The 15,153-nt window shown below is 40.3% G+C and carries 15 protein-coding genes and 4 tRNA genes; 11 read left to right on the forward strand and 8 right to left on the reverse strand.

Features of this window, described 5'->3' with window-relative positions; all coding sequences use genetic code 11:
- Window positions 1-8 precede the first annotated feature (8 nt).
- From TOL5_RS01685 to recN, 4 genes are all read right to left on the reverse strand, one after another.
- Window positions 9-722, reverse strand: a complete 714-nt coding sequence (locus tag TOL5_RS01685; RefSeq protein ID WP_199934977.1) for an SDR family NAD(P)-dependent oxidoreductase — start codon at window positions 720-722, stop codon at window positions 9-11.
- A gap of 14 nt (window positions 723-736) precedes the next feature.
- Entirely contained in the window at window positions 737-1,180 is a 444-nt protein-coding gene (gene ruvX, locus TOL5_RS01690) for a Holliday junction resolvase RuvX (protein WP_004826353.1), read from the reverse strand.
- Window positions 1,173-1,727 carry a YqgE/AlgH family protein gene (locus TOL5_RS01695; RefSeq protein WP_004826354.1) on the reverse strand — a complete coding sequence of 185 codons (555 nt, stop codon included), beginning with the start codon at window positions 1,725-1,727 and terminating at the stop codon, window positions 1,173-1,175. Before TOL5_RS01695 ends, ruvX begins: the two co-directional genes overlap by 8 nt.
- 257 nt (window positions 1,728-1,984) lie before the next feature.
- Complete coding sequence (recN, locus tag TOL5_RS01700; RefSeq protein ID WP_151959884.1) at window positions 1,985-3,646, reverse strand: DNA repair protein RecN; 1,662 nt, start codon at window positions 3,644-3,646, stop codon at window positions 1,985-1,987.
- 527 nt (window positions 3,647-4,173) lie between these two features.
- Between recN and TOL5_RS01705 the strand changes: the two genes are divergently transcribed.
- The 3 genes from TOL5_RS01705 (at window position 4,174) to TOL5_RS01715 (ending at window position 6,354) form a co-directional block, all read left to right on the forward strand.
- Window positions 4,174-4,497, forward strand: coding sequence for a pyrimidine/purine nucleoside phosphorylase (locus TOL5_RS01705; protein WP_004718357.1), 324 nt, complete (start codon window positions 4,174-4,176; stop codon window positions 4,495-4,497).
- Between the two features lie 143 nt (window positions 4,498-4,640).
- The gene (gene rlmB, locus TOL5_RS01710; RefSeq protein WP_004826358.1) at window positions 4,641-5,393 is read left to right on the forward strand and encodes a 23S rRNA (guanosine(2251)-2'-O)-methyltransferase RlmB; all 753 of its coding nucleotides are present in this window, start codon (window positions 4,641-4,643) and stop codon (window positions 5,391-5,393) included.
- A 40-nt stretch (window positions 5,394-5,433) separates the two neighbouring features.
- Complete coding sequence (locus tag TOL5_RS01715; RefSeq protein ID WP_199934976.1) at window positions 5,434-6,354, forward strand: DMT family transporter; 921 nt, start codon at window positions 5,434-5,436, stop codon at window positions 6,352-6,354.
- Window positions 6,355-6,401: 47 nt separating this feature from the next.
- Here TOL5_RS01715 and coaE read toward each other — a convergent pair whose 3' ends face one another.
- Genes coaE through pilB form a run of 4 tightly spaced genes read right to left on the reverse strand, consistent with a single transcriptional unit; the run spans window position 6,402 to window position 10,883 of the window.
- Entirely contained in the window at window positions 6,402-7,001 is a 600-nt protein-coding gene (gene coaE, locus TOL5_RS01720) for a dephospho-CoA kinase (protein WP_199934975.1), read from the reverse strand.
- 25 nt (window positions 7,002-7,026) lie between these two features.
- Window positions 7,027-7,908 carry a prepilin peptidase gene (locus TOL5_RS22600; RefSeq protein WP_035300187.1) on the reverse strand — a complete coding sequence of 294 codons (882 nt, stop codon included), beginning with the start codon at window positions 7,906-7,908 and terminating at the stop codon, window positions 7,027-7,029.
- A 2-nt stretch (window positions 7,909-7,910) separates the two neighbouring features.
- Window positions 7,911-9,143 (reverse strand): type II secretion system F family protein, encoded by a 1,233-nt coding sequence (locus tag TOL5_RS01730; RefSeq protein WP_042088565.1) that lies wholly within the window; start codon window positions 9,141-9,143, stop codon window positions 7,911-7,913.
- 27 nt (window positions 9,144-9,170) lie between these two features.
- Window positions 9,171-10,883 carry a type IV-A pilus assembly ATPase PilB gene (gene pilB, locus TOL5_RS01735; protein ID WP_035300190.1) on the reverse strand — a complete coding sequence of 571 codons (1,713 nt, stop codon included), beginning with the start codon at window positions 10,881-10,883 and terminating at the stop codon, window positions 9,171-9,173.
- A gap of 278 nt (window positions 10,884-11,161) precedes the next feature.
- Here pilB and tpiA point away from each other — a divergent pair, with 278 nt between their 5' ends.
- The 8 genes from tpiA (at window position 11,162) to nusA (ending at window position 15,145) form a co-directional block, all read left to right on the forward strand.
- The gene (tpiA, locus tag TOL5_RS01740; protein ID WP_009584365.1) at window positions 11,162-11,956 is read left to right on the forward strand and encodes a triose-phosphate isomerase; all 795 of its coding nucleotides are present in this window, start codon (window positions 11,162-11,164) and stop codon (window positions 11,954-11,956) included.
- 9 nt (window positions 11,957-11,965) lie between these two features.
- A complete protein-coding gene (secG, locus tag TOL5_RS01745; protein WP_004826367.1) occupies window positions 11,966-12,307 on the forward strand; it encodes a preprotein translocase subunit SecG in 342 nt (113 codons plus the stop codon).
- Between the two features lie 53 nt (window positions 12,308-12,360).
- Window positions 12,361-12,445 (forward strand) — tRNA-Leu (locus TOL5_RS01750).
- A 46-nt stretch (window positions 12,446-12,491) separates the two neighbouring features.
- Window positions 12,492-12,568 (forward strand) — tRNA-Met (locus TOL5_RS01755).
- A 75-nt stretch (window positions 12,569-12,643) separates the two neighbouring features.
- A tRNA-Met gene (locus tag TOL5_RS01760) sits at window positions 12,644-12,720 on the forward strand.
- 103 nt (window positions 12,721-12,823) lie between these two features.
- Window positions 12,824-12,900, forward strand: a tRNA-Met gene (locus TOL5_RS01765).
- Between the two features lie 201 nt (window positions 12,901-13,101).
- Window positions 13,102-13,626, forward strand: a complete 525-nt coding sequence (gene rimP, locus TOL5_RS01770; protein WP_004826368.1) for a ribosome maturation factor RimP — start codon at window positions 13,102-13,104, stop codon at window positions 13,624-13,626.
- Between the two features lie 34 nt (window positions 13,627-13,660).
- Entirely contained in the window at window positions 13,661-15,145 is a 1,485-nt protein-coding gene (gene nusA, locus TOL5_RS01775; protein ID WP_004826370.1) for a transcription termination factor NusA, read from the forward strand.
- Window positions 15,146-15,153: the final 8 nt, after the last annotated feature.

The following is a 15,153-nucleotide window of genomic DNA, read 5'->3' on the forward strand; positions in this document are numbered from 1 at the left end:
GGGTTTTTTTATAGATTTAAGTCTGCCATTGCAGGCATATCGATTTCTTTTACACAACTTGCTTTGCTGGTTGATAATATAAATTGAATGGCAAGCACTACGTCTTGCAAAGGGATTAGTTGAGCATCACTCTGTAAAATCACTTCGTCTACAGGGGTGTTAATATCAAATTCTGTGGCCAAATAACCTAAGTTTAAGATGCTAATTCCAATTTGATCTTTGCGTAATGTTTCACGTAAAGCATGTACAATCCCTCGTAAAGCAAATTTAGTGGCAGAGAATACCACTTCTTTTCCAGAATGGTTATCAAGTCCCCATGTGGAACCAATTAAGATGATTTTGGCATTTGCAGAAAGGCGTAAATTTTCTAGTAAGGACTGAATTGCCAAAATGCAGGATTGAATATTGGTCTGAACTAAATTGGAAATTTCTAAATCTGAACATTGTTCAAATGCATAATCAGTATCAAATGCTTTTTCTTCCCAAATACCGACATTGTAAATCAGATAATCGACCGTTTGATGTTGGATTTGATTTTTTACGGTATCTCTTGCTTGTGCAGGTTGAGCAAGATCAGCACAAATCCAATGAAAATTTGGCAGATCTGATTCAGGTTTTGAACGAGAAACGCCAAAAACCTGATCTTGTCTTTGCGGAATTGTTTGTAAAAGGGCTTGCCCTAAGCCCTTACTGACACCATAAATTACAAAGGTCTTTGACATTTAAATGACTCAAATTATGGCGTAATCCCTTCAGGATTTCGATACCAGCTTTCGATAAATAATGCAGCTGCGATACTGTCAGCGGCTAATTTTTTTGCACGCCCCTGAGCTTGATAATGTTCAAGTTCATCTCGTGCTTCACGGGTGGTCAAACGTTCATCAACCATAACTGTTTCAATGTTGGTTTGATGGCGTAAGCGCCGTGCGAATTTACGTGCTCGGGTTGATAATTCAGATTCAGAATCATCCATATTGAGCGGCAAGCCGACCAAAAATAAATTTGGTTGGTGTTGTTTAACGATTTTTAACAGCTCATCCCAATTGGGGATGCCATCTTTCATCGGGAAAAGTGCAAGCGGTGTTGCACTTTCTATGAGAGATGAACCCACCGCCATGCCCATTTTTTGTGTACCAAAATCAAATGCAATAATGAGTTGCGGTGAATTTAAATCAGGCATGTCCAATCTCAGAAGCTAACCAAGTACGATCAATGCCTATTTTACGATAAGCTGCATCCCAACGGTCGGTATAAGGTAAATTAAATACCAGATCCATATCTGAGTCACAAATCAACCAATCTCCACGAGCAATTTCTTCTTCCAATTGATTTTTAGTCCAACTGGCATAACCCAAAGCAATTTGATAACGCCCGACACCTTCATTATGGGCAATTGCATCTAAAATATCTTTACTGGTGGTGATACAAAGATTTTCACCCACTGCAATTGAAGAATGCCAAGTCGGTTGTCCAGTATGCAGAACAAAGCCTGCTTCTGGGCGTAAAGGACCCCCTTGTAAAACTTCATGTGGATGGACATTATCTGCTGCGATGTCTAAGTCATTGAGCAATTCTTTGACTTGAATGCCAGAAGGGCGATTGATAATAATCCCTTGCGCTCCATCTCCATCATGGCGGGCAATATAAATTACGGTATTCGCAAAGAAATCATCCGCAAGATCAGGAGGGGCGATTAGGCAACGATGAGAAAGATATTGTTTGGTCACCGATATGCAGCTCCTTGTCGAACTCAGGTTAAATATTTTAATTTTTGAGAAAATCTATAACTATATAAATAGCACAATTAATATCAATAGGTTGTGAATATTTCAAAAGCCTACAAAAACAGTGAGGTTTTGCAATGGGTTTGATGAAAAATTAATCAAAAAACATACTTTAAGTTAAATGCTTCTCGATTGAGGAGCATTTATATGGTCGCTTCAAATCATGATTGAAGTAGCAATAGACACTATAAATGCATTTGTTACGAATGCTGGAATTTTAATTGTCGGAGTTGTTTGGCGTGTTGTAATGTGGTTTCACCAATTTCAATACCACCAGTCATGCGTGCCAACTCTAAAATTCGTTCCTCTTCTTCAAGTTCCACAATGGTACTGCTTGCAGGGTCAGTTTGGAGCTTTTTCACCAATAGATGTTGGTCTGATTGTGCTGCCACTTGAGCCTGATGGGTAATACAAAGAATCTGTACATGTTGACCTAAACCAGCCAATAGACGCCCAACAATTTCAGCAGTACCACCGCTTATACCGACATCAATTTCATCAAAAACCAAAACCTCAGCTTCGGTTTTTTCAGCATTCATCACTTGCATGACAAGTGCGATACGTGATAATTCACCTCCTGAAGCAACACGCGCGAGCGGTTGAGGAGGAATGCCTTTATTGGCTGTAAACAGCAGTTGGATAAAGCTTAATCCTTCCGCAGTAACAGGTTCTAAAGGTTCAAATTTAAACTCGAAATGCGCCTCAGGTAGTGCCAGCTGTTTAACTTGTTCAGTCAGTTGTTTGGCTAAAGGTTCAGCAGCTTGGCGACGGATTTGATCTAAATACTGCGCTTTTTCTATAAAAGCTTGATGGGCGTGTTCAACTTGCTCTGCCAATGTCTCAGGGTCTTCAAGTTGATGTAATTGTTCTAATTCATTTTGCCAAGTTTCATATTGCTGTTTAAGCTCATCAGGCTGAATACGATACTTGCGTGCCAGACGATGGAAGACTTCGAGTTGCTTATTGAGTTCATCCATACGCTCAGGATCAAAGCTTTGACGATCTATAAACTGACGTAAATTGGCTGTTGCATCATCGATTTCACTTTGTGCATTAATCAAAGAGTTGTAGATTTCTGACAATTGCTCACTACGACCCGCATGCGATTCCAGACGACGAATAATCGATGAAATTTCTTGGGTGATATTCTGTTCTGACTCATCCAACACATTTAAGCTGTATCCACAATCTTGCATGATGTGTTCGTGGTGACTTAAACGGTCAAATTCTTGTTCTATTTCTTTGTAGTCAACCCGAATCACATCTTCAAGCTCTTCGAGTTGCAGTTTTAAAGTATCAATACGTTGCAGGCGATTGGCTTGTGCATCTATAGCTGCTTGATGAATGCGAATGTTTTTTTGCCATGTGCTATAGGCATCACGAACATCTTGAGCGGCTTGGTAAAAATTACTATAACGATCTAACCAGTGTTTGGGATAAGGTGGTTCCAAAAGTTGTTGTTGGCTATGCTGGCTATATAATTGTACCAACAAACGTCCTAGTTCTTTCAGTTCAGCAAGGCTACTTGGACGCCCGTTAATCCATGCTTTACTGCGACCTGTGGCAAAAATCACACGTCTTAAATGAATTTCACCAGATTCATCATCTAACTCATGGGTGGTTAACCATGCTGCTTCAGGACTTTCAGGTTGATAACTAAAAACTGCAGTAATATCTGCTTTTTCTGAACCATAACGCACATAATTGGTGTCCGTACGCTCTCCTAGGCAGGCTGATAGTGCATCTAACAATAATGACTTACCTGCACCTGTTTCGCCTGTGAGGACATTGAAGCCTTTTTCAATATCAATGGCAAGATTATCCGCTAAAGCAAAATTGATCAGATTTAAGTGTGTCAGCATAAACGCATCCAAGCTGCGAACGGTGAAGTTCTAAGATAGTGAAGTTTTGTTTTAGTCACAAGTCAGAAAATATTCTAATAGGCATATTTTTAAGTATTTTAAATAGATTTAAGCTGAAAATAAAATGTCTTGAGTTTAAACAATCAATAGACTGTGTATAAAGCGAGTATTGAGGTGATATTTCTAAATAAACCTAAGCTTTATCCATCTATCCAATGATGATATTCATAATGCCTTAGAAGTGAGAGTGCCTCGAACAGTTAAGGATAAGTAGTAAATATCACAATTCTTCAATCACTTTATATCGAACGCAAATTGAGACTAAAAATAGGCATATCCTTTGCTTGTATTAGAGTTGCGTTTTCAGGTTTTGCTTTAGTGTAGATATGAACTGATGACGATTACCCATGTCAATTTGTAAAGGCGCGAAACCACCACAATAAAATCTTCGATTGATTAGTTTGTGGCACGACATTAAACTACATCGAACATAATTTTTATAAATGCGCATTATCTGGAGAATACGCATGTCAGCTCAGTACGATCACGTATCCGTAGTTAAAAAATCCAATGTATATTTTGGTGGTCTATGTATTAGTCACACTGTGCAATTTGAAGACGGAACAAAAAAGACTTTAGGCGTTATTCTTCCTACTGAGGAAGCTTTAACATTTGAAACACATGTCCCAGAGCGTATGGAAATTATTTCTGGTGAATGTCGTGTCAAGATTGCCGACAGCGAAGAAAGTGAGCTGTTCCGTGCCGGACAATCTTTTTATGTCCCTGGAAATAGCCGTTTTAAAATTGAAACAGACGATGTACTCGATTACGTTTGTCATTTGGAAGGCTAAACACTGTAACAATGCGAGTGTTTTGAAATTAAGCAAAGAATTTCTCAGCTAAATCGGTTAAACTGAATCATCAAATAAAATCCTGTAAAGTTGGCTTTGCAGGATTTTTCATTTCTATCATCCTGTTGTTAATGAGGTTGTTCATGGCGAAGTCCGAATATTATTATGGCGTTCATTCAGTGGAGTCATTATTAGAGTTGGAACCTGAACGTGTTTTAACCTTATTTACGTTAAAAGGGCGTGATGATCAGCGTTTGCAACGTATCTTGCAGCTTGCTGAACCGTTTGGGATCAGTGTGCAAAAAGCCAGTCGTGATAGTTTGGAAAAACTTGCAGGACAACCTTTTCATCAAGGGGTGGTCGCGGCAGTACGCCCACATCCTGTGTTGAACGAAAAAGATCTTGATCAACTTTTAGAAAGCACTGATTCACCATTGTTGTTGGCACTTGATCACATCACAGACCCTCATAACCTTGGTGCATGTATTCGTACAGCAGCAGCGATGGGGGTTGAAGCCGTGATTGTACCACGTGATCGTTCAGCGACATTGACGCCGACTGCGCGTAAAGTCGCTGCGGGTGGTGCTGAAAAAGTGAAATTTATTCAAGTGACCAATTTGGCGCGAACACTTGGTCATATTAAAGAGCATTATCATGTTCGTGTGGTGGGCACCATGTTAGACGAAAAGGCATTGCCTATTCACAAGTTCGATTTTACAGGAACGCCTGTATGTGTGGTGATGGGTGCCGAAGATACGGGTTTGCGTCCAATTACCCAATCACAATGTGATCAAACTGTATTTATTCCCATGTCTGGAAATTTGCAAAGTTTGAATGTCAGTGTGGCGACAGGTATGGCATTGTACGAAGCATGTCGCCAACGTCAAGCAAGTTAATACGATCATTACGATGATTGATCGTATTTGAGAAAACATCATGATGACTGTTCGTACCCAAGGCTACATTTATGTGGCAATCACCATGTGTATTTGGGGCGGATTTACCATTACCTCAAGGCTGAATGCGCTTTGGCATATCAGCCCTTGGGATATTACCGCATTACGTTTTTCTTTGGCATTTTGTATTTTGATGCCTATTTTAATTTATAAAAAAGACACCGCTTTTCTATTTAAAAAACAACCTTTTATTTTGGCTATGGTCGGTGGTGTTGTTTATTGCTTAACTTCTTATAGTGCATTCCATTTTGTACCAGCAGCCCATGCCGCAATTTTTCTAAATGGTTGTATTCCTTTATGTACTGCCTTAGCGGGTTATTTGCTCTATCGCCAACCTTTTGACAAACATACATGGATCAGTTTGATTATTATGTTATTGGCGATCTCCGTGATGAGTTTCTTGATGTATCAACAAACAGGTGTGGCATTTGGTTTTGGTGATTTGCTATTTTTTCTCAGTGCAATCTGGTGGGGAATTTTTACAGTATTACTGCGTCAGTGGAAGCTTTCTGCATGGCATTCTATGGCTGGTGTGGCGATCTGGTCCGCTATCGTTTATGTACCGATGTATCTATTATTTTTACCAAAGCATTTGGATCAAGCGTCAACACCGCATTTATTGATGCAGACACTTTTTCATGGTGTGTTTGTCGTGATCGTGGCAACCTTAGCCTATGTAGAAGCGATTAAGCGTCTTGGTGCATTTAAAACAGGCAGTATCGTAACACTTGCACCTTTTATCGCGGCAATAATTGCTGTGCCTTTGTTAAATGAGCCATTAAGTTTGGCAATGATCTGCGGTTTGATTGGTATGGGAATTGGGGCACTACAGCCTTGGCGTTGGTTTAGCCATAAAGACAGTTTGCAACAACGTTTAGATGTTAATAAACATAATCAATGAGTATTTTTTAATTGCATGTTATTGATTTGGTGAGTGATAGTGCATAATTAAGCTGTTGCAAGCTCTAGATAGTATTGATGTAAGGGTGTTAATTTTGCATATAGATGATCAATATGACCATCGTTTAAAATAATATCATCTGCATGGTTTTGCTTTTCATGTCGTGGCATTTGCGCTGCAATGATTTTTTCAATTTGTTCAATAGATTGCCCATCACGTTGCGATGCACGTAAGATTTGTAAGTCTTCACTGGCATCTATCAATAAAGTACGTTGAGTCAGTTCGTGCTGATTGGTTTCAAACAACAGTGGAGAAACCAAAATCGCATAGGGGCTGCTAGCTGCTTGTAATTGTTGAATGATTGAAGCTCGAATCGCAGGGTGGGTAATCGACTCGAGCTGTTGGCGTGCCTTAGCATCTTTAAAAATATGTTCTCTTAATGCGCGACGATCCAATTCACCATTTGCCGTTAAAGTCCAATCGCCAAATACCTCTTGGATTTTTTTAAGCGCAGGTTGACCTTTTTCAACAATTTCTCGTGCCACTATATCTGCATCTACAACAACAATTCCTTGGGACTCAAACCATTGACTTGCTGCGGATTTACCACTTCCAATGCCACCTGTTAAGCCCAAGATAAAAGTCATGTTGTCATCCTCATTGATGTTTAAATTATTGACCTAAGTAAATCTTCATGATTTGTTCGCCCCATAAGAATGCAATCCAGCCTGCAATGGCGATATAAGGTCCAAAAGCAAAAGGAATATTTTCCTTACGAATTTTTAACAGGATGATGCCAATGATTGCCCCGACAACCGAAGAAAGTAGGATAATTAAAGGCAACATCAACGGTCCCATCCAAGCACCCAGTGCAGCAAGAAGCTTAAAGTCACCATAACCCATGCCTTCCTTACCTGTCACGATTTTAAACAGGTAATAGACAATCCATAGGCAAAGAAAACCAATAATATAACCCCAAATTGCAGCGTTTGCCGTGGTATATATTTCAAATGAGTTAATTCCTAAACCCACAGCCGCGAGTGTTAAGGTAAAACGATCAGGTAGTAATTGTGTATCAAAATCAATAAAGGTCAGAGTAATCAGCACCCAAGTCAGCAATACACCAAACACCATTTGCAGTGTTGGTCCATATACTGCAACAACGGTTAAGGAGCAGATTGCTGTCAGTAGTTCAACCAAAGGATAGCGGATACTGATGGGGTTTTGACATGAAGCACATTTACCACGTAACGCCAACCAACTGATCACGGGGATATTTTGATACCAGCGAATCGGTGTTTTACATTGTGGGCAGGTGGATGCTGGTTGACTCAGACTCAGTTTTTCTTCGTCAATGACGATCTGTTGAGAACCAGCAAGCAATTGACATTCTGCTTGCCACTCTTGGCGCCATTCCTTTTCCATCATCTTTGGTGTGCGATAAATCACCACATTGAGGAAACTACCGACACATAGACTGACTAGACCGACAACAATATAAAGTGCAGTCGATGATTGATTCAGAAGGTTTAAAAAATCGTTGAATATGTTCATCATTATCCGCCAACAACTGAACCCATTTGGAAAATTGGAAGATACATTGCAATCACCAAACCGCCAACGATTACACCTAAGATTGCCATAATTAAGGGCTCCATCATTGAGGTGAGACCATCTACCGCATTATCCACTTCGCTTTCAAAATGTGAAGCCACTTTATCCAACATCGCATCCAATGCACCAGATTCTTCTCCAATCGCCACCATTTGCACTGCCATAGCAGGAAATTTATTACTGACACGCATGGCAAAATTCAGTTGTTGACCTGTGGCAACATCTTCACGAATTTTCATCACAGCTTGTTCGTAAACCACATTGTTGGTTGCACCCGCAGTAGATTCTAGTGCTTCAATGAGGGGAACCCCTGCCGCAAAGGTGGTGGCTAAGGTACGGCTATAACGCGCAATAATCGCTTTATAGACCAGATCTCCAAAAATAGGCAGTTTGAGTGCGGTTCTATCTAAAAAATCGCGAAATTTTTGACTTCGCTTTTTGGCTTCTAAAAAAGCAGTGATAATGATGCCAATCATAATTAAAAAGATAAACCAATACTTCTGCATCCAGTTGGACATATTCACCACCAGTTGAGTAAAAGCTGGTAAATCTGCACCAAAAGAGCTGAACAGCTCTTGAAACACCGGGACAACTTTAACCATGAGAATAATGGTGACAATAATTGCAACCACAATCACTGAGATTGGATATTTCATGGCTTTTTTAATTTTTTGCTTTAATAATTCGCTTTTTTCTTTATAGATCGCAACACGATCTAGCATAGTCTCTAAAGCACCTGATTGCTCACCCGACTCGACTAGGGAGCAAAACAAGTTATCAAAGTAGCGGGGATATTTTCTCAGTGCGCCAGCAAAGGTATTTCCGCCTTCAACTTCACTTTTAATGCCTAATACCACTTCTCGCATAGAAGGATTTTCTAAACCTTCAGCAACAATTTCAAAACTCTGCACCAAGGGCACACCTGCTTTCATCATGGTGGCAAGTTGACGGGTAAAAATGGTAATATCTAAAGTTGATATTCCTTTCTTCATTAAGCCTTCGAAAATATTCTTTTTCTTTTCTCGAATGGTTTTAATGGTAATGCCTTGCTTTCTCAACATGACTTTGGCAAGTGCCATATTCCGTGCAGGCAATTCTCCTTTGACCTTGATTCCTTTACGATCAACCCCGTCATAAGCAAAGGTAGGCATCATTTGCGCTTTTTTAGCTGCCATAACAATTTCCTTAAATATTGATTATATTTATTCGCTGGTTACGCGGTTGATTTCTTGTAAAGACGTTAAACCATTCATAACCTTTTTTAAACCCGAACGTCGCAAATTATCAAACCCCAATTTTTCAGATGCTGCTGCAATTTGTAGTGCGTTGCCATCTTCCATGATAATTTTTGAAATTTCAGGTGTTACTTTCATCACCTCATAAATACCGACTCGTCCTTTATAACCTTCTCTACATTCAGAACAGCCCACAGGCTGAAAAATCTGTAAATCAGGATGGTTTAAGTCTTGTTCAGTAAAGCCCAGTTCTAACAAACTTTGTTTCGGAATTTCAATAGGTGCTTTACAGTGGTTGCATAAGCGCCGAGCAAGACGTTGTGCAATCACAAGATTGACCGATGTTGCAATATTGAAGGATGGCACACCCATATTGCGCAAACGGGTTAAGGTTTCAGGTGCGCTGTTGGTATGCAGTGTGGACATCACCATATGACCTGTTTGGGCTGCTTTGATTGCAATTTCAGCCGTTTCAAGGTCTCGAATTTCCCCGACCATGATAATATCTGGATCTTGACGAAGAAATGATTTTAGCGCGACCGAAAAGGTCAATCCTGCTTTTAGATTGACGTTTACTTGGTTAATCCCCTCCAAGTTAATCTCGACAGGGTCTTCTGCGGTTGAAATATTGGAACTTTCGGTATTGAGGATATTTAAGCCTGTATACAACGATACGGTTTTACCAGAACCTGTTGGACCAGTAATCAATAACATGCCTTGCGGTTTTTCTAAGGCTTCCATAAATAAAGCTTTTTGGTCTTCTTCATAGCCCAAAGCATCAATCCCTAACATGGCACTGGAAGGATCAAGAATACGTAAAACTAATTTTTCACCAAACAATGTTGGCAGGGAGTTGACACGGAAATCAATAGCTTTGGTTTTAGACAGTTTTAGTTTGATCCGCCCATCTTGAGGAATACGTTTCTCTGAAATATCCATTTGAGACATGACTTTCAAACGGGATGCTAAACGATTCGCCAATTGCAGAGGGGGATTGGTGATAGTTCTGAGTACACCATCTACACGATAACGAACACGATAACTTTTTTCATAAGGTTCAAAATGTAAGTCCGAGGCGCCCATTCGAATGGCATCAATCAATAGTTTATTGACATATTTAACAATCGGCGCTTCTTCTTCAGCAGTTTCTTCATCAAGCTCGGCGGGTTCATTTTCATCTGTTGCAATAATATCAACATCAAAATCTTCATCGCCAAAATTAAAGCTTTCTTCTACAGTAAAATGTTTGGCTAAAGCTTTGTCTAATTTATGTTGTTCAACGATAATTGGCTCAATGTTTAGACCACAACTAAAACGAATCGCATCAAGTGCCTCGATATTGGTGGGATCGCTGGTGGCAACATATAAGATATTGCCGCGTTGCACCAATGGAATCACCCCATGTTTGCTGATTAAACCGGCGTCCACAATGTCCTTGGGCAACATTTCAGGATTAAAACTGTCTAGATCAAAAATAGGCTCACCGAACTCGGAGGAGATCATTTCAGCGATCAGCAATGGTGAGATCGCTAATTTCTCAATCAGGTAAGGCACCAAATGGGTTTTACTTTTTTGAGCACTTGTTAAGGCATCTTTCATTTGCTGAGCAGATAAAAAGCCTTCATCGACTAAGCGACGGATATAACCCGAAAACTTAGGTGAACCATTTTGCATAGACATCCCCAAAACACTTTAAATTTAATTTTATAATTGGAATAATAAAATTATACGATGATCCTTAAAAATATCTAGAATTAAACGTATTCTTCTAAAAACATATTTTAACCATAATTTGCGCCAATTTGACTTTTGTTGACGATCTTTGAAACGTTTTATATTTCTAGCGCATATATTCACTGACAGACTTTAGAACAGAAGTGCGAATTGATAAAGAAAAAATACTTTAAAAATCTAAATTCCGTGTAGAATGTGCACATTTTCGATAAAAGGTTAGATGTATGTCGAGTTCGACTATTATTCCTTGGGTTGTCGGCAATTGGAAAATGAACCCAATGCAAGCGAATTCGCAACAGCTCATACAAGACTTAAAACAGTATTTACAACAAAACCCAATTACACAACAACAATGTCATTTGGGGGTTGCGCCGATTTCTATTGCTTTATTGTCGGTACAAAAACAACTTCAAGATGCTCATTCACCCGTTAAGGTTGTTGCTCAAGACTTGTCTCAGATGTCAGGTACTGGCGCATATACTGGTGAAGTGAGTGCGGAATTGCTTAAAGATAGTCAGATTGATTATGTATTGATTGGGCATTCTGAGCGCCGTGAAATTTTTGGTGATGATGTTGTGAAAGTAAAAGCGAAACTGACCAATGCGCTGAATGCTGGGCTAACTGTCATTTATTGCGTTGGGGAAAGCCTCGAACAACGTGAGACGGGTCAAGCTGAACAGGTGGTTTTACAACAAATTTGTGATCTTGCTGCGGTTGTAAAAGCAGGGCAGTGGCACAATATTGTTATTGCTTATGAGCCAATTTGGGCGATTGGAACAGGCAAGACCGCATCGCCACAAGATGCTCAAGCGATGCATGCAAAAATTCGTGAAGGTTTAACTCAAATTGCAGTTGAAGCACAACAAACGGCTATTTTATATGGCGGTAGTGTGAAAGCTGAAAATGCAGTAGAGTTGGCTGCGTGTCCAGATATCAACGGTGCACTGGTTGGTGGTGCATCACTTAATGCAGAGTCTTTTTATAAAATTGCTCAAGCATTTGCTAATACAAAAGAATAGGAGTTCAGCATGCATACATTTGTGCTGGTTGTACATATCATCTTGGCTGTTTTAATGATCGGGCTTATTCTCGTTCAGCACGGTAAAGGTGCAGATGCAGGCGCTTCATTTGGTGGTGGTGGCGCAGCTACGGTATTTGGTGCTTCAGGTTCAGCAAGCTTTTTAACCCGGTTAACTGCAATTTTGACGGCTTTATTTTTTATTACCAGCTTAAGCCTAGCAGTCTTTGCGAAAAAACAAACGACAGATGCTTATGGCTTGAAAACAGTACAAACGACAACCCAAACAACTGCACCTGTACCAACAAATACGGGTGAAACTTCGCCAACTGCACCAAAAACTGGCGAATAATGTCAATTAGTCCTTTCTTTTTCTAAGGGATGCGACTAGAATGCGTCACAGCTGCGGTGGTGGTGGAATTGGTAGACACGCTACCTTGAGGTGGTAGTGCTTTCGGGCGTGGGGGTTCAAGTCCCCCCTTCCGCACCAACAATAAACCAGTATTGTTGGTGCTAGCGGCTAAAAAAAACATTGTTGCGGGATGGAGCAGTCTGGTAGCTCGTCGGGCTCATAACCCGAAGGTCGTTGGTTCAAATCCAGCTCCCGCTACCAATTTAATTAAGATGCAACTTAATTAAAGGTAATGTAGATCAAAAGTCTATTTTATTTGTGAATTTGCAGTATTGTTGCGGGATGGAGCAGTCTGGTAGCTCGTCGGGCTCATAACCCGAAGGTCGTTGGTTCAAATCCAGCTCCCGCTACCATTTTGATTAAGGTGCAACTTGATCAAGCAAGAAAATAGAATGATCAATGTTTTAATATTGATTGAAAAATTCAAAGTTCTTGTATATAATTTTGCAACGTTGATGCGGGATGGAGCAGTCTGGTAGCTCGTCGGGCTCATAACCCGAAGGTCGTTGGTTCAAATCCAGCTCCCGCTACCAAGTTTCTAAAAAGGGCTCACAGATAGGTGGGTCTTTTTGCATAGTGAATTACGATTTACTGTGCGATAATAGGGGCGATTACGCCCTTTTTTATTGGCTATCGTGTGGTGTGGACATCAATTGGTCAAAAAGACATGCTTCACTATAGTAAGTTGAATAAGTCCAGTGAGCGATTGAATCGCACAAATATGACGAGAGTAAATGAAGCTATCAAATAAAACTCAAGCACTTCAAGATTTAATAACTCCTGCAGTGCAAGCTTGTGATGTAGAACTTTGGGGGATTGAATTCATTCCTCAAGGTAAGCGTTCTTTATTGCGTATTTATATTGATAAAGACGTTGCTGAAAATGCTGAGCCAACCATAAATGAAGATGGTGAGGTTGAGTTGGGTCGTGGTATTGGCGTACAGGACTGTGTGCGTGTGACTCAACAGGTGGGTGCAATCTTAGATGTGCATGATCCAATTTCAGGTGAATATGCTTTGGAAGTGTCTTCTCCAGGTTGGGATCGTCCATTCTTTCAGTTGGCGCAGTTAGAAAAATATATCGGACAACAAGTTGCATTGCGTTTGATTGCAGCCGTTGAAAATCGTCGTAAATTCCAAGCCAAGTTGGTTGCTGTAGATTTAGAAAATGAAATGATTCAAGTCGAAGTTGAAAAACAGCAGGTACTTGAGATAGACAGTAACAACATAGACAAAGCGAATTTGATCTTTCAGGATTAATCCAGAAATAGAAATCTGAATAAATAGGTGACTTATGGCACGTGAAATTCTCACCGTCGTTGAAACGGTTAGTAATGAGAAAGGTGTGAGTCGTGAAGCAATTTTTGAAGCACTTGAACAGGCTTTAGTTGCAGCGACTAAAAAGAAATTCTACGAAGGAACGAATTCGGAAGAAGCGCAGTTGCGTGTAGAAATTGACCGCAAAACCGGTGATTATAGTACTTTTCGTCAGTGGGAAGTGGTTGCAGATGAAGATCACGAAATGCCAGCATGTCAGGATGCGATTTCTGATGTAGATCCTGCAAAATGGTCGATCGGCGATATTCGTGAACTTGAAGTGCCATCAATTGATTTCGGTCGTATTGCTGCGCAAATTGCTAAACAAGTGATTGTACAAAAAATTCGTGAAGCAGAGCGTGCATTGGTTGCTGATGCTTATGAGTCTAAAGTGGGCGAGTTAATCTACGGTGAAGTGAAAAAACAAACCAAAGATGGTTTTATCATTGACTTAGGTGATAACGCAGAAGCATATTTGGCACGTGAAGAAATGATTCCAAAAGAAATTCTTCGTCCAAAACAACGTATGAATGCGATTCTTTATAATGTGAATCGTGAAGGTCGTGGCGCACAGTTACTATTGTCTCGTGCTAAACCTGAAATGCTGATTGCTTTAATGAAAAAAGAAATTCCAGAAATTTCTGAGGAAATCATTGAAATTAAAGCAGCAGCACGTCAACCGGGTGTACGCGCAAAAATCGCGGTCAAAACCAATGACCATCGTATTGACCCTGTAGGTGCATGTATTGGTATGCGTGGTACACGTATCCAAGCGGTACAATCAGAGTTAAATGGTGAACGTATTGATGTTGTGGTGTGGTCTGATGATCCAGCTCAATATATCGCAAGTGCTTTAGAGCCAGCAGATGTATCGGGTATCGTGATTGATGAAGATGCCCACACAGCGGATATTATTTTTGCAACCAGTGATCAACTTGCTCGTGCAATTGGCTCACAAGGACAAAACGTTCGTTTAGCATCAGAGCTGACAGGTTATAAGTTAGATATGATGCTTGAAGATGAGTATCGTGCTCGTCAACAAAATGAAGCTCAACAGTATTTAGATATGTTTGTTACACGTCTAGATATTGAAGAAGATCTCGCAATGGCTTTGGTAGAAATGGGCTTTACCTCACTTGAGGAAATTGCTTATGTACCTGCGGAAACTTTCGATGAAATCGAATTGGATGCAGATACAGTTGAATTACTACAAAGTCGCGCAAAAGAAGCCGCTTTGGCTGATGCATTAAAACAGCAAGAAGATATTCAGGACCCAAGTCCAGAACTTGTTGCGATGGAAGGTATGACTTCTGAAATTGCACAGGCTTTAGCAGCACGCGGTGTAATCACAGTCGATGACTTGGCAGATCAAGCAACGGATGATATTTCTGATATCGAAGGCTTGGGCGCTGAGAAAGCAGGTCAATTGATTATGAAAGCACGTGAATCATGGTTTAACTAGGAGGTAAT

Source organism: Acinetobacter sp. Tol 5, from assembly GCF_019702905.1.
GTDB lineage: Bacteria > Pseudomonadota > Gammaproteobacteria > Pseudomonadales > Moraxellaceae > Acinetobacter > Acinetobacter bereziniae.

What these genes read in the sequence shown, in the direction of transcription:
- TOL5_RS01685 (WP_199934977.1), bottom strand. Translation starts at nt 722, where the DNA reads ATGTCAAAGACCTTTGTAATTTATGGTGTCAGTAAGGGCTTAGGGCAA.
- ruvX (WP_004826353.1), bottom strand. Translation starts at nt 1,180, where the DNA reads ATGCCTGATTTAAATTCACCGCAACTCATTATTGCATTTGATTTTGGT.
- recN (WP_151959884.1), bottom strand. Translation starts at nt 3,646, where the DNA reads ATGCTGACACACTTAAATCTGATCAATTTTGCTTTAGCGGATAATCTT.
- TOL5_RS01705 (WP_004718357.1), top strand. Translation starts at nt 4,174, where the DNA reads ATGTCAGCTCAGTACGATCACGTATCCGTAGTTAAAAAATCCAATGTA.
- rlmB (WP_004826358.1), top strand. Translation starts at nt 4,641, where the DNA reads ATGGCGAAGTCCGAATATTATTATGGCGTTCATTCAGTGGAGTCATTA.
- TOL5_RS01715 (WP_199934976.1), top strand. Translation starts at nt 5,434, where the DNA reads ATGATGACTGTTCGTACCCAAGGCTACATTTATGTGGCAATCACCATG.
- coaE (WP_199934975.1), bottom strand. Translation starts at nt 7,001, where the DNA reads ATGACTTTTATCTTGGGCTTAACAGGTGGCATTGGAAGTGGTAAATCC.
- TOL5_RS22600 (WP_035300187.1), bottom strand. Translation starts at nt 7,908, where the DNA reads ATGAACATATTCAACGATTTTTTAAACCTTCTGAATCAATCATCGACT.
- TOL5_RS01730 (WP_042088565.1), bottom strand. Translation starts at nt 9,143, where the DNA reads ATGGCAGCTAAAAAAGCGCAAATGATGCCTACCTTTGCTTATGACGGG.
- pilB (WP_035300190.1), bottom strand. Translation starts at nt 10,883, where the DNA reads ATGTCTATGCAAAATGGTTCACCTAAGTTTTCGGGTTATATCCGTCGC.
- tpiA (WP_009584365.1), top strand. Translation starts at nt 11,162, where the DNA reads ATGTCGAGTTCGACTATTATTCCTTGGGTTGTCGGCAATTGGAAAATG.
- secG (WP_004826367.1), top strand. Translation starts at nt 11,966, where the DNA reads ATGCATACATTTGTGCTGGTTGTACATATCATCTTGGCTGTTTTAATG.
- rimP (WP_004826368.1), top strand. Translation starts at nt 13,102, where the DNA reads ATGAAGCTATCAAATAAAACTCAAGCACTTCAAGATTTAATAACTCCT.
- nusA (WP_004826370.1), top strand. Translation starts at nt 13,661, where the DNA reads ATGGCACGTGAAATTCTCACCGTCGTTGAAACGGTTAGTAATGAGAAA.